The organism is Nonomuraea longispora (assembly GCF_004348345.1).
GTDB lineage: Bacteria > Actinomycetota > Actinomycetes > Streptosporangiales > Streptosporangiaceae > Nonomuraea > Nonomuraea longispora.
The window spans coordinates 1-17957 of the sequence record NZ_SMJZ01000186.1 but is presented as its reverse complement, the minus strand read 5'-3'; the positions used below and the strand labels follow the sequence as shown (position 1 = coordinate 17957).

19 protein-coding genes are annotated in these 17957 nt (G+C 72.4%); 7 read left to right on the top strand and 12 right to left on the bottom strand.

Annotation, left to right across the window (positions count from 1 at the left end; translation table 11 throughout):
* The coding region (locus E1267_RS34525) for a four-carbon acid sugar kinase family protein (protein ID WP_165959963.1) at positions 1–1132 on the bottom strand (1132 nt) is incomplete at its 3' end.
* Between the two features lie 180 nt (positions 1133–1312).
* On the opposite strand from E1267_RS34525, the gene E1267_RS34520 reads away from it, so the two are divergent.
* On the top strand, positions 1313–2077 hold the full coding sequence (locus tag E1267_RS34520; protein WP_132338949.1) for an HpcH/HpaI aldolase family protein: 765 nt from the start codon (positions 1313–1315) through the stop codon (positions 2075–2077).
* 50 nt (positions 2078–2127) lie between these two features.
* Here the strand turns inward: E1267_RS34520 and E1267_RS34515 are convergent, their stop codons facing one another.
* The gene (locus tag E1267_RS34515; RefSeq protein ID WP_132338947.1) at positions 2128–2508 is read right to left on the bottom strand and encodes a VOC family protein; all 381 of its coding nucleotides are present in this window, start codon (positions 2506–2508) and stop codon (positions 2128–2130) included.
* Between the two features lie 122 nt (positions 2509–2630).
* On the opposite strand from E1267_RS34515, the gene E1267_RS34510 reads away from it, so the two are divergent.
* Complete coding sequence (locus tag E1267_RS34510; RefSeq protein WP_132338945.1) at positions 2631–3419, top strand: mechanosensitive ion channel family protein; 789 nt, start codon at positions 2631–2633, stop codon at positions 3417–3419.
* 159 nt (positions 3420–3578) lie between these two features.
* Here the strand turns inward: E1267_RS34510 and E1267_RS34505 are convergent, their stop codons facing one another.
* From E1267_RS34505 to E1267_RS34470, 8 genes are read right to left on the bottom strand one after another with little or no spacing between them, the layout of a single operon-like run.
* The gene (locus E1267_RS34505) at positions 3579–3890 is read right to left on the bottom strand and encodes a DUF6401 family natural product biosynthesis protein (protein ID WP_246064438.1); all 312 of its coding nucleotides are present in this window, start codon (positions 3888–3890) and stop codon (positions 3579–3581) included.
* A gap of 27 nt (positions 3891–3917) precedes the next feature.
* The gene (pcaDC, locus tag E1267_RS34500) at positions 3918–5021 is read right to left on the bottom strand and encodes a bifunctional 3-oxoadipate enol-lactonase/4-carboxymuconolactone decarboxylase PcaDC (protein WP_132338943.1); all 1104 of its coding nucleotides are present in this window, start codon (positions 5019–5021) and stop codon (positions 3918–3920) included.
* Positions 5018–6316, bottom strand: a complete 1299-nt coding sequence (locus E1267_RS34495; RefSeq protein WP_132338941.1) for a lyase family protein — start codon at positions 6314–6316, stop codon at positions 5018–5020. The genes pcaDC and E1267_RS34495 overlap by 4 nt, the downstream gene beginning before the upstream one ends.
* A complete protein-coding gene (locus E1267_RS34490) occupies positions 6306–6794 on the bottom strand; it encodes a dioxygenase family protein (protein WP_132338939.1) in 489 nt (162 codons plus the stop codon). The genes E1267_RS34495 and E1267_RS34490 overlap by 11 nt, the downstream gene beginning before the upstream one ends.
* Positions 6791–7459 (bottom strand): protocatechuate 3,4-dioxygenase subunit beta, encoded by a 669-nt coding sequence (pcaH, locus tag E1267_RS34485; RefSeq protein ID WP_132338937.1) that lies wholly within the window; start codon positions 7457–7459, stop codon positions 6791–6793. Before pcaH ends, E1267_RS34490 begins: the two co-directional genes overlap by 4 nt.
* A 28-nt stretch (positions 7460–7487) precedes the next feature.
* Positions 7488–8111 (bottom strand): CoA transferase subunit B, encoded by a 624-nt coding sequence (locus E1267_RS34480; RefSeq protein ID WP_132338935.1) that lies wholly within the window; start codon positions 8109–8111, stop codon positions 7488–7490.
* Positions 8111–8854, bottom strand: a complete 744-nt coding sequence (locus E1267_RS34475) for a CoA transferase subunit A (RefSeq protein ID WP_132338933.1) — start codon at positions 8852–8854, stop codon at positions 8111–8113. The genes E1267_RS34480 and E1267_RS34475 overlap by 1 nt, the downstream gene beginning before the upstream one ends.
* Complete coding sequence (locus E1267_RS34470; RefSeq protein ID WP_132338931.1) at positions 8851–10008, bottom strand: 4-hydroxybenzoate 3-monooxygenase; 1158 nt, start codon at positions 10006–10008, stop codon at positions 8851–8853. Before E1267_RS34470 ends, E1267_RS34475 begins: the two co-directional genes overlap by 4 nt.
* Before the next feature lie 79 nt (positions 10009–10087).
* Here E1267_RS34470 and E1267_RS34465 point away from each other — a divergent pair, with 79 nt between their 5' ends.
* The gene (locus tag E1267_RS34465; RefSeq protein WP_132338929.1) at positions 10088–10843 is read left to right on the top strand and encodes an IclR family transcriptional regulator; all 756 of its coding nucleotides are present in this window, start codon (positions 10088–10090) and stop codon (positions 10841–10843) included.
* Between the two features lie 6 nt (positions 10844–10849).
* Here the strand turns inward: E1267_RS34465 and E1267_RS34460 are convergent, their stop codons facing one another.
* Complete coding sequence (locus tag E1267_RS34460) at positions 10850–12616, bottom strand: thiamine pyrophosphate-dependent enzyme (protein ID WP_132338927.1); 1767 nt, start codon at positions 12614–12616, stop codon at positions 10850–10852.
* A gap of 87 nt (positions 12617–12703) precedes the next feature.
* Here E1267_RS34460 and E1267_RS34455 point away from each other — a divergent pair, with 87 nt between their 5' ends.
* Positions 12704–13597 (top strand): SDR family oxidoreductase, encoded by an 894-nt coding sequence (locus E1267_RS34455; protein ID WP_132338925.1) that lies wholly within the window; start codon positions 12704–12706, stop codon positions 13595–13597.
* Between the two features lie 59 nt (positions 13598–13656).
* On the top strand, positions 13657–15087 hold the full coding sequence (locus tag E1267_RS34450) for an NAD(P)/FAD-dependent oxidoreductase (protein ID WP_132338923.1): 1431 nt from the start codon (positions 13657–13659) through the stop codon (positions 15085–15087).
* Positions 15088–15093: 6 nt separating this feature from the next.
* Here E1267_RS34450 and ligD read toward each other — a convergent pair whose 3' ends face one another.
* Complete coding sequence (gene ligD / locus E1267_RS34445; RefSeq protein ID WP_132338921.1) at positions 15094–16287, bottom strand: non-homologous end-joining DNA ligase; 1194 nt, start codon at positions 16285–16287, stop codon at positions 15094–15096.
* 291 nt (positions 16288–16578) lie between these two features.
* On the opposite strand from ligD, the gene E1267_RS34440 reads away from it, so the two are divergent.
* Both E1267_RS34440 and E1267_RS34435 read left to right on the top strand, forming a co-directional pair.
* The gene (locus E1267_RS34440; protein ID WP_132338919.1) at positions 16579–16989 is read left to right on the top strand and encodes a RidA family protein; all 411 of its coding nucleotides are present in this window, start codon (positions 16579–16581) and stop codon (positions 16987–16989) included.
* 71 nt (positions 16990–17060) lie between these two features.
* The gene (locus E1267_RS34435) at positions 17061–17633 is read left to right on the top strand and encodes a TOPRIM nucleotidyl transferase/hydrolase domain-containing protein (protein WP_132338917.1); all 573 of its coding nucleotides are present in this window, start codon (positions 17061–17063) and stop codon (positions 17631–17633) included.
* Positions 17634–17957 lie beyond the last annotated feature (324 nt).

Genomic DNA, 17957 nt, shown 5'->3' with positions numbered 1-17957 from the left:
GGGCGGGCGGCGCCGTTCCGCGTACGGTCAGCACCGCGACCCCGCCGCCCAGCGCCCGCCGCAGCCGCCCGACGACCGGTCCACTCCCCCTGGCGTCCCTGGGCTCCGCGGCACGGCCACCGACCGCCGCACCGGGAGCCGCCGCCGTGCCGGGGTTCACCGCGTGCAGATCTGCCGAGTCGAGGACCACGGGCACGGCGCCGTGCGCCACGAGCAGCCTGGCCTGCTCCGCGGCGGCCGGTTCCGCCGTACCGACCACGACGAGCAGCGGGCCCGGAGACCACCCGCCGCCCAGGGACGACCCGGTGACAGGAACCGGCGATCCGCCGCCCGGGGAGTGCGGTGGCCCGGCGGGCCCCGCGGCGCGCGCAGTGGCGTTCAGGGTGCGGCCCAGGGCGGCGGCCAGGCCGGCGGCGCCGACGAGCCGGGTTCCCGGGTCGCAGGCGAGCGCGGCCGCGACGATCGTGTCCAGGTCGGCGTCGGTCTCCGCGTCGCACACGGCCACCCGCCCACCCGCGACCGTCTCCGCCAGCGCCTCCCTGAGGGCGGCTTGACCGGCACGGACCGTGGCCAGCCCGACGCCTGCCGACGGCACCGCACCAAGGGCCGCAGCCACCGTACCCGGCCCGGCCCCGGACCCAGTGGCGGGCCCAGTGGCCGGCACGGTGGCTGACTGAGAGCGCCGTGCTCGGGTCGGCCCGCCGGCCAGTCCGACGGCGGGATCGGGGGTGCGTGTTTCGCGCAAGGGGATGCCGTGGATGAGGGGCACACCGTCCACGACCGTGCGACCGGCCTGCGGGAGCGCGGAGGCCAGCACCACGGGCACGGGGGCCGGGCCCGTGAACGTGGTGAGGCAGGCGTGGACGGTGGCGGCGATGTCGCCGCGCAGCAGCGAGTCGATCTTGACGAGGACGTGGCGGCCCGCCGCCCAGGCGAGCGCCTCCCGTACCAGGCCGGCGACCCCGGGACGGTGCCGGGTGTCGAGGTCGGCGACGAGTACGGGCGGCGCGGCGTCGTACGGCGGCCCGGACAGCACGATGCGCGCGGGGCGCGCGGGCGACATGAGCACGGCCGCTGTTTCCGCCGCGCCCGACAGGTCGTCCGCCAGGGCGAACACCGGAGCGTGGCCCACGCCCCCACCTCCAGACCCCGTCATATTGCGCGATTCACGCGGCGAGTATTGCACGAAACACGCAAGCTGTGCCACAGTTGCCCGCAAGCAACCCCGGGAACTGGACGGCGAGGTCCTGGGAGCGGGCCAGACCGCGAGGCCATCACGCCCATCCGCACCAGCGCAGAGGAGCCAGAGCGCATGACCGCCGCCGAGTTCGCCAGGAAGATCCGCAACCGGGAACGGGCCGTCGGCTACTGGGTGGTGCTGGACGCGCCCGTCGCCACCGAACGCCTGGCCCGACTGGGGTACGACTACGTGACGCTGGACCGCCAGCACGGGCTGATCGGCGACGCCGGGCTGCTGAGCAACCTCATGGCCATCGACGCGGGAGGCCGCTCCACCGGCCTGGTACGCGTGGAGTCGGGCGACCCGGCGGCCATCGGCAGGGCGCTCGACTTCGGGGCGGGCGGCGTGATCGTGCCGCTGGTCGACACGGCCGAGGACGCGGCACGCGCCGTGTCGGCCGCCCGCTACCCGGCCGCGGGCCGCCGATCGTACGGCCCCATGCGCTCCATGCTGAGGATCGGCCCGGCCCCCGCCGAGGCGGACGACAGCGTGCTGGTCCTCGCCATGATCGAGACGCCGCGGGGCCTGGCCGGCATCGAGGCCATCTGCGCCACTCCGGGACTGGACGGCGTGTACGTCGGCCCGTCCGACCTGTGCCTGGCCGTGGGCGGCCGGTTCCCCGGCGATCCGGAGGTCGCGGGGGTGTTCGAAGAGGCGCTGGAGACGATCAGGACGACCGCGGAGCGGGCCGGGATCGCGGCCGGCATCCACAACCCGGGTGGCGAGCAGGCCGCCCGGCGCCTGGCGGAGGGTTTCACGTTCGCCACCGTCGCCTCCGACCTCGTCCACCTGGAACAGGCCGCCGCCGCTCACCTGAAGGCCGCACGGTCGGAGTGATCGTGCCGGTCACCGCCTCAACGGGTCATGAGGTCGGCCCCGGTCCGCGGTCACGGCCAGGTCTTCGCCTCGGCGTCGAACAACTCCCTGTCGCTCTCCACGGGCAGCACGCACATCAGGTGCCCGCCGGGCGCGCGCAGCGTTCGGCACTCCTGCCACTGTGACACCTCGGTGGCGCCGAGCGCGACCAGGCGCCGGACCTCGGCCTCGACGTCGTCGGACTCGATGTCGATGTGGAAGCGGGGCTGCTCGTCGGCCGACTGGACGGCCACGGCGATGTTCGGTACGGCTCCGTGCAGCGAGATGAACTGTTCGTACCCTTCGAGCGGGCGTGCCGTGGCGCCGAGCGCCGCCGCCCAGAAGGCCGCCGCCTGGCCGGCTTCAGCGGTGGGTGTGTCGATGAGGAGGGCGTACACGCGGCTTCGATGCATGGTGATCACCCTATCGACCCGAACGGTGATATGTCGCCTTATGCGAGCTTTCGGTGGCGCTGTGTGCATATACCGATGCGGTACGGGTAGCGCCGTTGCATCAGCTCCTCGGAGGAGGAAACGTGGACATCAACCTAGGCCAAGGGATTGCGGACGTATTCCGGCAAATAGCATCGTTCGTCCCGAAGCTGGTCGCGTTCATCGTGATTCTCATCATCGGATGGATCGTGGCCAAACTGCTGGCGAAGATCGTCAACAAGGTGCTCGAACGTGTCGGCTTCGAGCGGGTCGTCGACCGCAGTGGCGTGCACCGCTGGTTGCAGCGGAGCGACTACACCGCCAGCGGCCTGCTCGCGAAGATCGTTTATTACGCGATCCTGCTGATCACCCTGCAGATAGCGTTCAACGTATTCGGGCCCAACCCGATCTCGGCGCTGCTGGCCTCCGTGGTGGGCTGGCTGCCCAAGGCCATCGTGGCCATCGTGATCATCGTGGTGGCCGGCGCCATCGCCAAGGCCGTCAGGGACATCCTCGCCGGCGCGCTGGGCGGGCTGTCCTACGGCCGCTTCCTGGCGACCCTGGCCGCGGTGTTCATCTGGGCGCTGGGCATCATCGCCGCGCTGAACCAGATCGGCGTCGCCACCACCGTCACCACGCCGGTGCTGATCACGGTGCTCGCCACCATCGGCGCGATCGCGGCGATCGGGATCGGCGGCGGGCTCATCCGGCCGATGCAGCAACGCTGGGAGCGCTGGCTGGGCCGCATCGAGGCCGAGGCGCCCCAGGCGAGGGCGCACGCGGAGGCGTACCAGCGCGGCCGTGAGGACGCCCGGTCGATGACCGAGGAGACCACGCAGGTGCGGACGATGCCGGGTGGGCGCACCACCCGCTCGGACATGCCTCCGGAGTAGGCGACCGTGACGGCCTCCGCCGACTGGGCCGCCCGCACGTCCCGCCCGCCCTCACTCGACCGGCCCGGCCTTCGGGGGCCCGGGCCGTGCCGGTGAGGGCGCCGGTGAGGGCGCCGGTGAGAGCGCCGGTGAGAGCCGGCGAGGGGCGGGTGAGCGCGGTCAGGCCGGGTGGCCGTCCTCGAGCAGGTCGAGCTCGCGCGCCAGCCAGCAGACGGCCGTCAGCCGCAGCGCCGGCGCATCCGGCTCGCCGCTGAAGATCCACCCACGGTGCCGCAGCTCGTCCAGGAACCCGAGCAGGTAGTCGCCCAGCGTCTCCCGGTCGAGCGGGATCGCGTCGCGCAGCACCGCCGCGTGCTGGTCGACCGCGGCCACCATGCCGGGGTCGGCGTGCATCCTGGCGAGCTGGGCGTCGCCCAGCGCGTTCATCAACCACCGCAAGGGCGAAGCCGCCCATCCCTCCTCGAAAACCACCCGCCAACCTTAAAGCATTTTCCAAGGTCAGGGACCCTCTGGCCCGATTTCGTCCAGTGTGCGGCGGGCCACCGCGAACGCGGCGTTGGCGGCCGGGACCCCGCAGTAGACGGCGGTCTGGAGCAGCACCTCCTTGATCTCGTCGGGGGTGAGCCCGTTGCGCAACGCCGCCCGTACGTGCATGGCCAGCTCGTCCAGGTGCCCTCTGGCGACGAGGGCGGTGAGGGTGACGCAGCTGCGGGTGCGCCGGTCCAGCCCGGGTCGGTTCCAGATCTCGTTCCAGGCGTAGCGGGTGATGAAGTCCTGGAAGTCGCGGGTGAAGCCGGTCGTCGCGGCGATGGCACGGTCGACGTGCGCGTCGCCGAGCACCTCACGCCTGGTGCGCATCCCGGCGTGTCCGCCGGCATCCCGCAGGTGGCGGGTGATGGCGGCGGCGACGGCCTCGGGGCGCTCGACGGCGGCCAGGTGAGACGCCCCCGGCACGACCGTGAGCGACGCTCCCGGGATGCCGCCGGCCAGCGTGAGCGCGTGGTCGAGCGGCGTGGCGGGGTCCTCGGCCCCCGCGATCACCAGGGTGGGCGCGCCGACCTCGCCGAGCCTGCCCGTCACGTCGAAGGCGGCCAGGGCCTCGCAGCAGGCGGCGTACGACGGGGCGTGCACCTCCGCCAGCCCTTCCAGCAGCCACCGCCCGTCGAAGCCGGGCGTGAACCAGCGTTTCTCCAGCGCCGGGGCGAGCGCGGCCACCCCTTGGGCGCGTACCAGCTCGGCCCGCTCCCGCCACGGTCCCGGCTCGCCGAAGCGGGCCGACGTGCAGCACAGCACGAGCCCGCGCACCCGGCCGGGCTCGCGCAGGGCGACGGTGGTGGCGACGGCGCCGCCGAGCGAGATGCCGCCGATCGCGAAGCGCTCGTCACCGGCGAGTTCGAGTACGGCCGCAGCCAGGTCGCCGACCGTGAACGCGGTGGCGGGCGGGGAGCCGCCGTGGCCCGGCAGGTCGTACCTGAGCACCCGCCAGGACGTGGTGAGCTCGGCGAGCTGGGGGCGCCAGACCTCGGTCGTGGTGCCGAGCGAGGGCCCGAGCACCAGCAGCGGCGCGCCGGACGGGCCGTCCACGCGGTGGTGGAGTTTCACGGCTGCTCCCGGTAGGTGGCGAGAATGCGGTCGACGAGCCGCCCGGCCGCGCCGACGTAGGCGGACGGGTCGAGCAGGTCGTCCGGGTCCTGGTCGAGGCCTGCCTCGGCCAGGGCGTCGCCGAGCCGGAGCGGCCCGGGCCGGGGCATGATCTCGGCGAGCCTGTCGTGCCCGAGGTGGGCGGCGAGGCGTTCGGCGACGAGGCGTCCGCCGGTCAGCCCGGCGTTGGCGCGCATCCGTTCGGGGAAGACCTGGAGCCCGCCCACGAGCTCGGCGGCGGTCTCGGCCGCGCCGCCGGTCAGGCGGAGCGCCTCGCGCAGCGGCAGCCACTCGGCCTGCCAGGCCCCCGCTGCCCGCTCGTGCTCGCCGACCTGGCCGAGCACCTGCGTGTAGGCGGGCACCTGGAGCGCGGCCGACCGGACCAGTACGGACAGCGCGGGGTTACGCTTCTGCGGCATGGCCGAGGAACCTCCGGACGACGACTCGGCCACCTCCCCCACCTCGGTCTGGGCCAGCAGGATGATGTCGGTGGCCGGTTTGCCGAGCGCGCGGGCGGTGCCGGCGAGCGCGGCGCCCAGGTCGGTGACGGCGGAGCGCTCGGCGTGCCACGGCGCCTCGGGCGCGGCCAGCCCGATCTCCTCGGCGAACACCTCCACCAGGGCCAAGGCGGCGGGCGGGTCCTGCTCGGCGAAGGCGGCCAGGGTGCCGGCCGCGCCGCCGAGCTGGGCGGGCAGGCGCAGCTCGCGCAGCCGGGCGCGGGCGCGCATGAGCCCCGCCAGCCACTGCGCCGCCTTCAGCCCGAACGTCGTCGGCACCGCGTGCTGCCCCAGCGTGCGCGCGGCCATCACCGTGTCCCGGTGACGCCCGGCCAGCTCGCTCAGGTCGTCCATGACGGCGCCCAGGTCGCCGACGACGGCGCGGACCGCCCGCGCGGCCACCAGCATGGCGGCGCTGTCCACGATGTCCTGGCTGGTGGCTCCCCGGTGCACGTGGCGGGCCGCGCCGGGCACGGCCTGCCGCAGGTCGGCCACCAGCGGCACGACGGGCGTGGCCGACTGCCTGGACCGCGTGGCGATGCCGGCTGGGTCGGGCACGAGCGTGGCGGCGGCCCTGTCGATGGCGGCCGCCGCCTCCGGTGGGATGAGCCCCAGGCGGCCCTGGGCGCGGGCGAGCGCCGCCTCGGCCTCCAGCATGGCCCGCAGCCACGCCGCGTCCGAGGTGATCGCCGCCGCCTTGGTGCCCGCCCGGACCGGGGCGAGCAGGCCGCCGTCGGCCTCCGTCGGGTCAGAAGTCAATGAACACCGTCTCCTCCGCTCCCTGCAGTCTCACATCGAAGCGGTAGGAGTCGCCAGAACCGGCGGCGATGAGCGTGGCCCTGCGCCCGGGGTCGAGGCCGTCGAGCAGCGGGTCGGGCACGTCCTCCAGGTAGACGCGGGTGAGCAGGGAGCGCAGCAGCCCGCGGGCGAAGATCTGCAGCGACAGGTACGGCCTCGGCGGCCGGGTGGCGCGGAAGCGGTACGTGCCGTCCGGCGAGGTGGCGCAGCGGCCGAACCCGGACACCTTCCCGCCCTGCCTGCTGAGCGCGCCGCGTTCGCCGGTGAAGCCGAGCCAGAGTTCGAGCAGGGCGTCGGGCACCGGCTCCCCGGCGCCGTCGAACACCCGCCCGGTGAGCGTGATCGCGCCGGGATGCCCGTCGGGTACGAGCTCCCAGTCCCGCTCGTACGGCAGCGCGTGGCTGAAGAACGGTCCGACCGTCTGGGAGGGCGTGGTCATGGCGTCTCCATCGGGGTGCGTCCGAGCACGATGTCGAAGGCGTAGCCGAGGGCCCACTCGGGTTCGGTGAGGCCGAGCTCGAACGACGAGACGAGCCGCTGCCTGGCCGCCTCGTCCGGGATCGACTGCATGATCGGGTCGAAGGGCATCAGGGGGTCGCCGGGGAAGTACATCTGGGTGATCAGCCGCTGGGTGAAGGCCTGCCCGAAGACGGAGAAGTGCAGGTGGGCGGGGCGCCAGGCGTTGTCGTGGTTGCGCCACGGGTAGGCGCCGGGCTTGATCGTGACGAACCGGTAGCGGCCGTCCTGGTCGGTGAGGCACCGTCCGGCGCCGGTGAAGTTGGGGTCGAGGGGGGCGGGGTGCCGGTCGAGGTCGTGGGCGTAGCGGCCGGCGGCGTTGGCCTGCCAGAGCTCGACCAGCGTGCCGGGCAGCGGGCGTCCGTCGTCGTCGAGCACGCGCCCCTCGACGATGATGCGCTCGCCGATGGGCTCGCCCGCGTGCTGCCTGGTCAGGTCGGCGTCGAGCGCGCCGACTTCCTCGTGGCCGAAGACGGGGCTGGTCAGCTCGATCGCGTCGGGGTCGAGCTTGAAGGAGACGGGCGGGCGTGAGGGGGCGCGCGCGATGGTGCTGCGGTAGCCGGGGCTCAGGTACGGAGGATGGCTCATGCGGGTCCTCTCTGCGGGGCCTTGGGGGTCATGACAGGTCGGCCGCCGTCCTGGCGCGCACCTCCTCGGCGGTGACGCCGGGCGCGGTCTCCACGAGCTTCAGCCCGCCTTGGACGACGTCGATGACGGCCAGGTCGGTGATCACGCGGTCGACGCAGGCCCGGCCGGTCAGGGGCAGCGTGCAGGCGGGCAGGATCTTGGGGTCGCCGTCGCGGGTGGTGTGCTCCATGATCACGACGACGCTGCGGGCGCCGTGCACGAGGTCCATGGCCCCGCCCATGCCTTTGATCATTTTGCCGGGGACCGCCCAGTTGGCCAGGTCGCCGGCCTGCGACACCTGCATGGCGCCGAGCACCGCCACGTCCACGTGACCGCCGCGGATCATGCCGAACGACAGCGCCGAGTCGAAGTACGACGCCCCGGGCGCGACGGTCACCGTCTCCTTGCCCGCGTTGATCAGGTCGGCGTCCTCCTCGCCGGGCAGCGGGTACGGCCCCACCCCGAGGATGCCGTTCTCCGAGTGGATCACAACGCTACGGCCGCCGAGGTGGGCGGGGATGAGCGTGGGCAGGCCGATGCCGAGATTGACGTACGAGCCGTCGGGCAGCTCGCCGGCCGCGCGGGCCGCCATCTGCTCTCTGGTCCAGGCCATCAGGAACGCACCGTCCGCCGCTCGATGGGTTTGTCGGCCGCCTGCGCGGGATCCAGCGCCAGCACTCTCTGCACGAAGATCCCGGGAAGGTGCACCTCCTCGGGGTCGAGCTCGCACAGCTCCTCGACCTCGGCGATGGTGACCCGTCCCGCCATGGCGGCCAGGGGGTTGAAGTTGCGTGCGGCCTTGGCGAACACCAGGTTGCCGTGCAGGTCGCCGCGTGCGGCCCGGATGAGCGCGAAGTCCGTACGGATACTGTGTTCCAGGATGTACGGGACGCCGTCGAACTTCCTGACCTCCTTCGGCGGCGACGCCACCGCCACCGAGCCGTCGGAGCGGTAGCGCCACGGGAGCCCGCCCTCCTCGACCAGCGTCCCCACGCCCGCCTTCGTGTAGAAGGCCGGGATGCCGCACCCGCCGGCGCGCAGCCGCTCGGCCAGCGTGCCCTGCGGGATCAGCTCCACCTCCAGCTCGCCGGCCAGGTACTGGCGGGCGAACTCCTCGTTCTGCCCGACGTACGAGGCGGTGACGCGGGCGATCCGGCCCGCCGCGAGCAGTTCGCCCAGGCCGCGCCCGTCGGTGCCGCAGTTGTTGGACACGACGTGCAGCCCGGTCGTGCGCTGCCCGAGCAGCGCCTTGATGAGCACGGCGGGCACCCCGGCCAGGCCGAAGCCGCCGACCGCGAGGGACGCCCCGTCCCCGATTCCCGCGACCGCCTCGGCGGCCGTACCCACGATCTTCATGGCATCCCCACGTAGTTCTCCGCCAGGGTCGTCGCCGCGGCCTCGGACGAGGTCACGTAGTCCAGGTGGGACAGCTGCAGCCGGCGCGCGTACGCGTCGTCGTCGTCGAACGTGTGCAGCAGGGTCGTCATCCACCACGAGAAGTGCTGCGCCCGCCACACCCGTCGCAGGCACGCCCGCGAGTAGCCGTCGAGCGGCCCGGACGAGCCGTGCTCGAAGTAGGCGGCCAGCGCGTCGGTGAGGACGCGGACGTCGGCCACGGCCAGGTTGAGCCCTTTGGCGCCGGTGGGCGGCACGATGTGGGCGGCGTCGCCGGCCAGGTAGAGGCGGCCGTGCTGCATGGGCTCGGCCACGAACGCCCGCATCGGCGTGACGCCCTTCTCCGTGATCTCGCCGGTGGCCAGGGTGAACCCGGGCACGCTCTCCAGCCGGGCCTTCAGCTCGGCCCAGATCCGCTCGTCCGGCCACTCCTCCACCCGCGCCCCCGCCGGAACCTGCAGGTAGAAGCGGCTGATCTCGGGTGTGCGCATGCTGTGAAGGGCGAAGCCGCGCTCGCTCCTGGTGTAGACGAGCTCCTCGGACGACGGCGCCACCCGGGCCAGGATGCCGAGCCAGGCGAAGGGATATTCCCGCTCGTGAACGCTCAGAACGCCCTCGGGGATGGACGGCCTCGACACGCCGTGGAAGCCGTCGCAGCCGGCGATCACGTCGCAGTCGAGCCGCGCGCCGCCGAACGTCAGGCACGGCCGGTCCGTCTCCAGGTCGTGCAGGGCGACGTCCTCGACCTCGAACCGCACGTCGCCGCCCGCCGCGAGCCGGGCCGCGATCAGGTCCTTGACCACCTCCTGCTGGCCGTACACGGTGATGCGCCGGCCGGGGACCAGCTTCTCGAAGGGGATGCGGTGGCTCGTGCCCGCGTACCTGAGCTCGATCCCGTGGTGCGGCAGCCCCTCGCGCAGCAGGCGCTCGCCGACGCCGGCCTCGACCAGCGTGTCGACCGTGCCCTGCTCCAGCACTCCGGCCCTGACCCGCCGCTCGACGTGGGCGCGGCTGCGTTTCTCCAGCACCACGGAGGAGATGCCACGCAGGTGGAGCAAGTGGGACAGGAGCAGACCGGCGGGCCCGGCCCCGATGATCCCGACCTGAGTTCGCATATACGGAGCATCCTGCCTACAGGGGCGATCAGCCGAACCTGCCCTTCCACTGGATGGAAGAAATATGCAGGATTGACCCATGGCAGGCGGATCTCGCGCTCCCGGGCGTTCGGTGACGTCCAAGGTGCTTGCGCTCCTGGGCGCGTTCGATCCCGCCCATCCCCAGCTCACGCTGACCGAGCTGGCCAGGCGGAGCGGGGTGCCGCTGAGCACCGCTCACCGCCTGGTCACCGAACTGGAGGAGTGGCAGGCGCTCAGCCGCGCGCCGGACGGCCGGCTGCGGGTCGGGCTGCGGCTGTGGGAGCTCGGCCAGCTCGCGCCCGCCCGGTTGCAGGACCTGGCGCATCCCTGGCTGCAGGAGCTGTTCACGAGCACCGGCGAGAACGTGCACCTGGCCGTCCGCGACGGGCTCGAGGTGCTCTACGTCGACAAGGTGCACGGCAGGCGGGCGGTGCCCATCCTGTCCAGGACCGGTTCCCGGCTGCCCATGCACCCGACAGGCGTCGGCAAGGCGCTGCTGGCGTACGAGCCGGAGTGGTTCGTCCAGGCGTACCTCGCGCGCAAGCTCGAACGGCCGACCCCGCACACGGTCACCGAGGCCGGGCGGCTGGCCAGGGAGCTGGCGACGGTGCGCGCCCAGGGGTACGCGCTGACGAACGAGGAGATGACGCTCGGCTCGTGCTCGGCGGCGGCGCCCATCCTGGTGGACGGGCGGCCGGTCGCGGCCCTCGGCATCGTGATCTCCACCCGGCGGGTGCGCGAGCTGCCCCGCCTGGTCGAGCCGCTGCTGAGCGCCGCCGCCGGAATCACCAGGGCCTGCGCGGCCAGCGTCTAGACGCCTTCAGTCCGTCAGCTTCTGGATGCGGTCCTTGAACAGGGTCGTGGCGATGGCGGCCTTGTGCGGCTGGCCCTTCAGGAACGCCTGCGCGAAGCTCTTGGCCTGGTCGTAGGAGACCTTGCCGGGCATCGGCGGCTCGTTCGGGTTGACGTCCACGTCCACCAGGGCCGGCCCGTCGTGGGCGAGCGCCTGCTGGATCGCCGGCGCCACGTCGCCCGCCCTGGTGACCTTGGCGCCGAAGCCCCCGCACGCCCTGGCCCAGGCCGAGAAGTCGGCCTCCGGCTGGTCGTAGCGCACGCCGTGCTCCGGGTAGCCGAGCACCATCTGCTCCCACAGGATCTGGCCGAGCGAGTTGTTGTTGTTGATGACGACCTTGATTGGCAGCCGCTGCTGGACCGCCGTCAGGAACTCGGCCATGAGCATCGAGAAGCCGCCGTCGCCGACGTACGCGATGACCTGCCGCTCCGGGAAGGCGTGCTGCATGGCGATGGCGTACGGGAGCCCGTTCGCCATCGAGGCCAGCGTGCCCGACAGGTAGAACTCGCGCTCGCCGCGGATCGTCCAGTGCCGGGCCGCCCAGGTGGCGATGGTGCCGCTGTCGCAGGTCAGGATGGCGTCGTCGGAGGCGAGCCGGTCGACGACGGACATGGCGTACTGCGGGGCGATGGGGTCGCGGTCGGGGTTCTCCAGGGTGTCCATGTCGGACCGCCACTCCGCCATCTTCTTCTGATATTTCGCCAGATGGGCGTTGCCGTCGCGGCGGGCCAGCAGCGGCAGCAGCGCCGCCAGCCCTTCCTTCGCGTCGCACACCACCGGCACGTCGGTCGCGATCCGCGCCCCCGCCCTGGTCGGCTCCGCCTCGAACTGCACCACCCTGGTTTTGCCCGGCTCGGGCAGGAACTTCGAGTAGGGGAAGTTCGTGCCCACCATGAACAGCACGTCGGCCTCGTCCATCAGCTCCTCGCTCGGCCGGGTGCCGAGCAGCCCGATCCCGCCGGTCGTGTACGGCGAGTCGTCGGGGACGACCGCCTTGCCCGGCAACGTCTTGACCACGGGAGCGCCCAGCGCCTCGGCCACGGCCAGCACCTCCTGGCGGGCGTGCAGCGCGCCCTGGCCGACGAGGATGGCGGGGCGTTCGGCCCGGTTGAGCACCTCGGCGGCCCACTCGACGTCCTCCTGGCGCGGGATGCCGGCCGGCTGCAGGTAGACGGGCGAGGTCTGCGGCGGCCTGGCGGGCGCGATTTGCTGGAACGGGTCCGACCCCGCCTCCGCCACCTGAATGTCGTTGGGCAGCGTGAGGTGGGAGACCCCGCGCCGGGCGTAGGACGTCCTGATCGCCAGGTCCACCAGCGAGGGCAACTGGACCGGGTTGGTGATCAGCATGTTGTACTCGGCCACGTCGGCGAACAACTTGTCCAGGTGGACCTCCTGCTGGTAGGCGGTGCCCAGCACGGACGTCTCCTGCATGCCCGTGATGGCCAGCACGGGCACGTGGTCGAGCTTGGCGTCGTAGAGGCCGTTGAGCAGGTGGATGCCGCCGGGCCCCGACGTGGCCAGGCACACGCCGAGGCGCCCGGTGGCCTTGGCGTAGCCGGTGGCCATGAAGGCCGCGGCCTCCTCGTGGTGGACGAGGACGAAGCGCACCCGGTCACGGTGGCGCCGAAGCCCTTCCATGATGCCGTTGATGCCGTCCCCTGGCAGGCCGAAGACGGTGTCCACGCCCCACTCCGCGAGCCGTTCGATCAGGGATTCCGATGCGATGCGAGCCATGCGACCGGCACTACCCCGCAGTGCCGTACGCAGACGCTTTTACGAAGTTCCTTGTCATTTCCAGGCATTCGCGGGTAGTGGAGCGGCATGCGCATACTGGTCACGGGAGCCACGGGAACGCTGGGCGGCGCGCTGCTGCCCGCGCTATTGAGGGCGGGGCACCAGGTACGCGCGCTGAGCAGGAAGGAGCGGGGGAGCTCCGGGCGGGTCGAATGGGTCTGGGGCGACCTCGTCTCCGGCAAGGGCGTCCCGGACGCCGTGCACGGTGTGGACGCGATCGCGCACCTCGCCACCAGCGGCCCCAAGGGCCGCGGCGCCGTGGACGTGCCCGGCACCCACCGGCTGCTGCTCGCCGCCCGCGAGGCGCGGGTGCCGCACCTGCTCTACACCTCCATCGTCGGGGTGGACCGCGCCGCCATCGGTCACCTCCGTCACAAGCTGGAGGCCGAGCGCCTGATCGGTGAGAGCGGGATCGGCTGGACGGTCCTGCGGGCCACGCGGTACCAGCAGTCCCTCGACCAGCGGCTGCGGGCGTACGCGTCGGTTCCCGTGATGCTCGTGGATCGCTCGCTGCCCTGGCAGCCGGTGCACACGGGCGAGGTGGCCGCGCTGGCGGCGTCGCTGCTGGCGAGCGGACCCGAGGGCAGGGAGTACGAGTTCGGCGGGCCGGAGGTGATGAACACCGAGGAACTGGTGAGGACCTGGCTGGAGGCCAGGAACGTGCGCCGCCCGTGCCTGCCCGTGCACTACCCGGGCAGGCTGTACGCGGCCCAGCGGGACGGCGAGCTCACCACGGACGCCGACTCCAGGGGCATCATCTCCTGGCGCGACTACCTCCACCCCGCGCCGCCGGCGTTGTCGGACGACTTCGCCAGCGAGCACACCGCCTCGCCCACCAGCCCGGCGAACCAGCCGGAGAACGACCCTGACCTGCACGTATACGGCGGCGACGAGGGTTACGAACGGCCGACACGAAGCTAGCCGAATGCCCCGTTCTGTTACATATCGTCCACTTGCTCCGCATATGCCAGTAATAGACAATGTGTTCGGTGACGACTGGCATCCCGCTGACCGAAGACTTCGCCAACGGCGGCGTCTCCTTCTGGTACAGGCAGATCGGCCTGCCCGCCCGGCGGCCCCCGCTGCCCGGACCGCGCGACTACGACGTCGCGATCGTCGGCGGCGGATACACCGGCCTGTGGACCGCCTACTACCTCAAGCAGGCCGACCCAGGGCTGCGGATCGCGATCCTCGAGAAGGAGTTCGCCGGGTTCGGCGCGTCCGGGCGCAACGGCGGATGGTTGTCGGCCGAGTTCGCCGGCTCCAGGAAACGGCACGCGAGGACGCGCGGCCGGCAGGCCATGATCGACCTGCAGCACGCCATGTTCCGCTCCGTCGACGAGGTCATCGCCGTCGCCCGCGACGAGGGCATCCACGCCGACATCCACAAGGGCGGCCTGCTCCACGTCGCCACCAACCCCGCCCAGCGGCGCCGGCTCCGCGCCGAGCTCGCCGAACTGCGCGGATGGGGGTACGGCGCAGCGGACATGCGCCTGCTCGGACGTGACGAGCAGTCCGAGCGCGTGCAGGCCGCCGGCACGCTGGAGGCCGCGTACTCGCCGCACTGCGCCCGCATCCAGCCCGCCAAGCTGGCCGTCGGCCTGGCCGCCGTGGTCGCCCGGCTCGGCGTGGACGTCTACGAGAACACCACCGTGACCGAGCTGCGGCCCCGCAGCGGCGCCGCCAAGGCCACGGCGGTCACCACGCGCGGCGCCGTCACCGCCGACTACGTCATCCGGGCCACCGAGGGCTTCACCGCCGGGCTGGCCGGCCAGCGCCGGCAGTGGCTGCCGATGAACAGCTCCATGATCGTCACCGAACCGCTGCCCGCCGAGGTGTGGAAACACCTCGGCTGGGCCGGCAACGAACTCGTCGGAGACCAGGCCCACGCCTACATCTACGCCCAGCGCACCGCCGACGACCGCATCGCCATCGGCGGCCGGGGCGTGCCCTACAGGTTCGGGTCGCGTACCGACATCCGCGGCGCCACCCAGCCGCAGACCGTCGCGCTGTTGTGGCGCATGCTGATCAAGCTCTTTCCCGCGGCGGCCGACGCGCGGGTCCAGCACGCCTGGTGCGGGGTGCTCGGCGTGCCCCGCGACTGGTGCTCGACGGTGCACCTCGACCACGCCAGCGGGCTCGGCTGGGCGGGCGGCTACGTCGGCAGCGGCGTCACCACGACCAACCTGGCCGGCCGCACCCTGCGCGACCTGGTGCTGCGGCGCGACACCGAACTGACGCGGCTGCCGTGGGTCGGGCGGCAGGTGCGGCAGTGGGAGCCCGAGCCGCTGCGGTGGGCCGGCGTGCAGCTCATCTACGCCCTCTTCCGCGCCGCCGACCGCCACGAGAACGAGCGCGGCACCACCACCTCCGTCTACGCCCGCCTCGCCAACCTCATCTCCGGCCGCTGACCCCTCTCATCCCTGGTCGGGGTGCCAGGGGTCGTAGTCAGCCTCGAGCGGCTCCTGCGCGGGCCGCTCGTCCTCCGGCACATGCTCCAGGTTGACCCGGATGCGATACCACACGCTGCTGCGCCCCCGCATGCCGTCGACCAGCACGTCGGCGGGCTCCAGCAGGGCGGCGACCTCCGGATGACGCGACTTCCACCGCTCCAGGCCCGCCATCGCCTCGTCCTTGTGCTCGGCCCTGGCGATCTCGATCACCGGCTTCGTCTGCTTCCTGCTGCCCCTGCCCTTGGGCGGCCTGGGCGGGGGCCCGAGCTCCTCGGCCAGTTCCAGCAGCCCGTCGAGCGAGCCGGCGTGCAGGTCCATGTCCTCCCACGGGTCGCCGCGCTCCGCGAGGCGCCGCGGCACCGTGGCGACGGTGAACTCCCCGGGCCGGCAGCCCGGCACCTCGTCCCACGTCAGCGGCGTGGACACGCGGGCGTCGGGCACCGCGCGCACGGAGTAGGCGGAAGCCACCGTGCGATCGTAGGCGTTCTGGTTGAAATCGACGAACACCCCGTGCCGCTCCTCCTTCCACCACCGGCTGGTGGCCAGGCCGGGCGCCCGCCGCTCGACCTCGCGGGCGACCGTCTCGGCCGCCTTGCGCACCTCGGCGAACGGCCATCGCCGCTCGATCCGCGCGTACACATGGAAACCCCGCGACCCGGACGTCTTGGGCCAGCCCACCAGCCCGAGATCGGCCAGCACCTCACGCGCCACCTGCGCGGTGGCCAGCACGTCGGCCCACTCCACCCCCGGCACGGGATCGAGGTCGATGCGCAGCTCGTCGGGCCTGGACAGGTCGTCGGAGCGCACCGGATGCGGGTTGAGGTCGACGCAGCCGAGATTGACCACCCACAACACCTGCGCCAGGTCGGTGCACACGACCTCTTCCGCGCTCAGCCCGGAACGGTATTTCAGCTCCGCCACCTCGATCCAGGCCGGCCGCTTCGCCGGGGCGCGCTTCTGGAAGAACGCCTCCTCCTCGATGCCGCGTACGAACCGCTTGAGCACCATCGGCCGCCCGTGCACACCACGCAGCGCCCCCTCACCCACCGCCTCGTAGTAGCGGATCAGGTCGAGCTTGGTGAGACCGGGCTTCGGGAAGACCACCTTGTCCGGGCTGGTGACGCGCACCTCGCGCCCGGCGACCTCGATGACAGGCATACGGTCACGATACGTTCCGCCCACGACATACCCCGGCGCTCACCCCCTCGCGGCGGCGACCGGGTTGGCGGTGGACACTCCGAACTCCCGCGCCCACCGGGACAGAACGGCGGAATTCTCCGGCAGCAGCCCCCAGAGGAACGTTCGGCGACATCGGCGTACATGTCAGCGCTCTGTGACGCTATGTCATTCCCCCTGTTCGCAGCCCTCCTCACACGCCCTTCCGACCTCCGGCCGAACACCCGCTAACGTGGGCGGACGCACAGCAATCTGGGTGGAAAGGACGATGTCATGGTTCGGCGCTGGAGCCCGCCCGAAGTCGGGGCGCCGCTGGCGAAATACCACCATCTGGCTGCGGCACCCGCGGACTCGGAGCTGCTCTTCATCGCCGGCCAGGTCGGCACGGACGCGACCGGAGCCCTCGTGGGGAGCGACGCGGCCACCCAGGCCCGCCAGGTCTTCGCCAACATCGAGGCGCTGCTCGCCTCGGCCGGGTCGGGGCCGCGGCACCTTCTCCGCCTGTTCACCATGGTGGCGGGCACGGAGCATCTGGCGGGCTTCCGCTCGACCGTCGAGGAGGTGTTCACCGGCTGGTTCCCGGACGGCGACTGGCCCGCCAACTCGCTGATCGTGGCCGCCGCGCTGGCCGCCCCGGACATCGTGGTCGAGGTCGAGGCGGTGGCGGTAGTGCCCAGGCGCTGACGCCTTTACAATGTAGATTCGCGTTGGGAAAAGGGGTCGAACCTCTCCCCGTCCGGTGCCAGGCTTGACACGTGAGCGACACGCACACCGTGGTCCTGGTCGAAGGGGTCAGCGACAAGTCGGCGGTCGAAGCGCTGGCCGAGCGCCGCGGCGTGGATCTGGCGGCCGAAGGCGTCGCCCTGGTGGCGATGGGCGGCGCCACCAACATCAGGACGTACGTCGGCAGGTTCGGCCCTCGCGGGAGCAACCACCGGCTGGCCGGCCTGTGCGACGCCGGAGAGGAAGGCGACTACCGGCGAGGCCTCCAACACGCCGGCCTCATCACTAGCTCCAGCAGCAGCGACCTGCAGGCGCTCGGGTTCTTCGTGTGCGTCGCCGACCTGGAGGACGAGCTGATCCGCGCCCTCGGCACCGCCGCGGTCGAGGACGTCATCGACGCCGAGGGCGAGCTCGGCTCGTTCCGCACCCTGCAGAAGCAGCCCGCGTGGCGCGGGGGCAGCACCCATGACCAGCTGCGCCGGTTCATGGGATCGGGCAGTGGCCGCAAGATCCGCTATTCGGCCCTGCTGGTGGCGGCGCTCGACCTCGACCGTGTCCCCCGTCCGCTCGACCTGCTGCTGACCCATCTGACAGCGCCGCCATGAGATGACGGACCTTCTCCGTCCCGAGCGCGTACATCAGCAGCCGGGCTGGTCTCGGCGCGGGCCTGGGGCTTGTCCGTCGGGCGTTCGGGCGACGGATGGGGATTCGGCGACGGGATCGTCATCACGGGTCTCCGGCACGGTCCGAGCCGCGATACGGCTGCCGGAGAACAGCGCGAGATGACATTATGTGACCATGTGGCCACCCCGAGCGAGATACTTCAACACCACCGGCCCGTGCAGCCCGCAGCACCACTACATGCTGCCCCCCACACAGCGGCTCCCCCAGGCGCGCGAGCTCATCGACATGGACCGCTACTTCGTACT

Coding starts and splice junctions, on each gene's coding strand:
- pcaH (WP_132338937.1), bottom strand. CDS start 7,459: ATGAGCCATCCTCCGTACCTGAGCCCCGGCTACCGCAGCACCATCGCG.
- E1267_RS34465 (WP_132338929.1), top strand. CDS start 10,088: ATGGCAGGCGGATCTCGCGCTCCCGGGCGTTCGGTGACGTCCAAGGTG.
- E1267_RS34475 (WP_132338933.1), bottom strand. CDS start 8,854: ATGAAGATCGTGGGTACGGCCGCCGAGGCGGTCGCGGGAATCGGGGAC.
- E1267_RS34440 (WP_132338919.1), top strand. CDS start 16,579: ATGGTTCGGCGCTGGAGCCCGCCCGAAGTCGGGGCGCCGCTGGCGAAA.
- E1267_RS34480 (WP_132338935.1), bottom strand. CDS start 8,111: ATGGCCTGGACCAGAGAGCAGATGGCGGCCCGCGCGGCCGGCGAGCTG.
- E1267_RS34520 (WP_132338949.1), top strand. CDS start 1,313: ATGACCGCCGCCGAGTTCGCCAGGAAGATCCGCAACCGGGAACGGGCC.
- ligD (WP_132338921.1), bottom strand. CDS start 16,287: ATGCCTGTCATCGAGGTCGCCGGGCGCGAGGTGCGCGTCACCAGCCCG.
- E1267_RS34455 (WP_132338925.1), top strand. CDS start 12,704: ATGCGCATACTGGTCACGGGAGCCACGGGAACGCTGGGCGGCGCGCTG.
- E1267_RS34515 (WP_132338947.1), bottom strand. CDS start 2,508: ATGCATCGAAGCCGCGTGTACGCCCTCCTCATCGACACACCCACCGCT.
- E1267_RS34490 (WP_132338939.1), bottom strand. CDS start 6,794: ATGACCACGCCCTCCCAGACGGTCGGACCGTTCTTCAGCCACGCGCTG.
- E1267_RS34460 (WP_132338927.1), bottom strand. CDS start 12,616: ATGGCTCGCATCGCATCGGAATCCCTGATCGAACGGCTCGCGGAGTGG.
- E1267_RS34450 (WP_132338923.1), top strand. CDS start 13,657: ATGTGTTCGGTGACGACTGGCATCCCGCTGACCGAAGACTTCGCCAAC.
- E1267_RS34470 (WP_132338931.1), bottom strand. CDS start 10,008: ATGCGAACTCAGGTCGGGATCATCGGGGCCGGGCCCGCCGGTCTGCTC.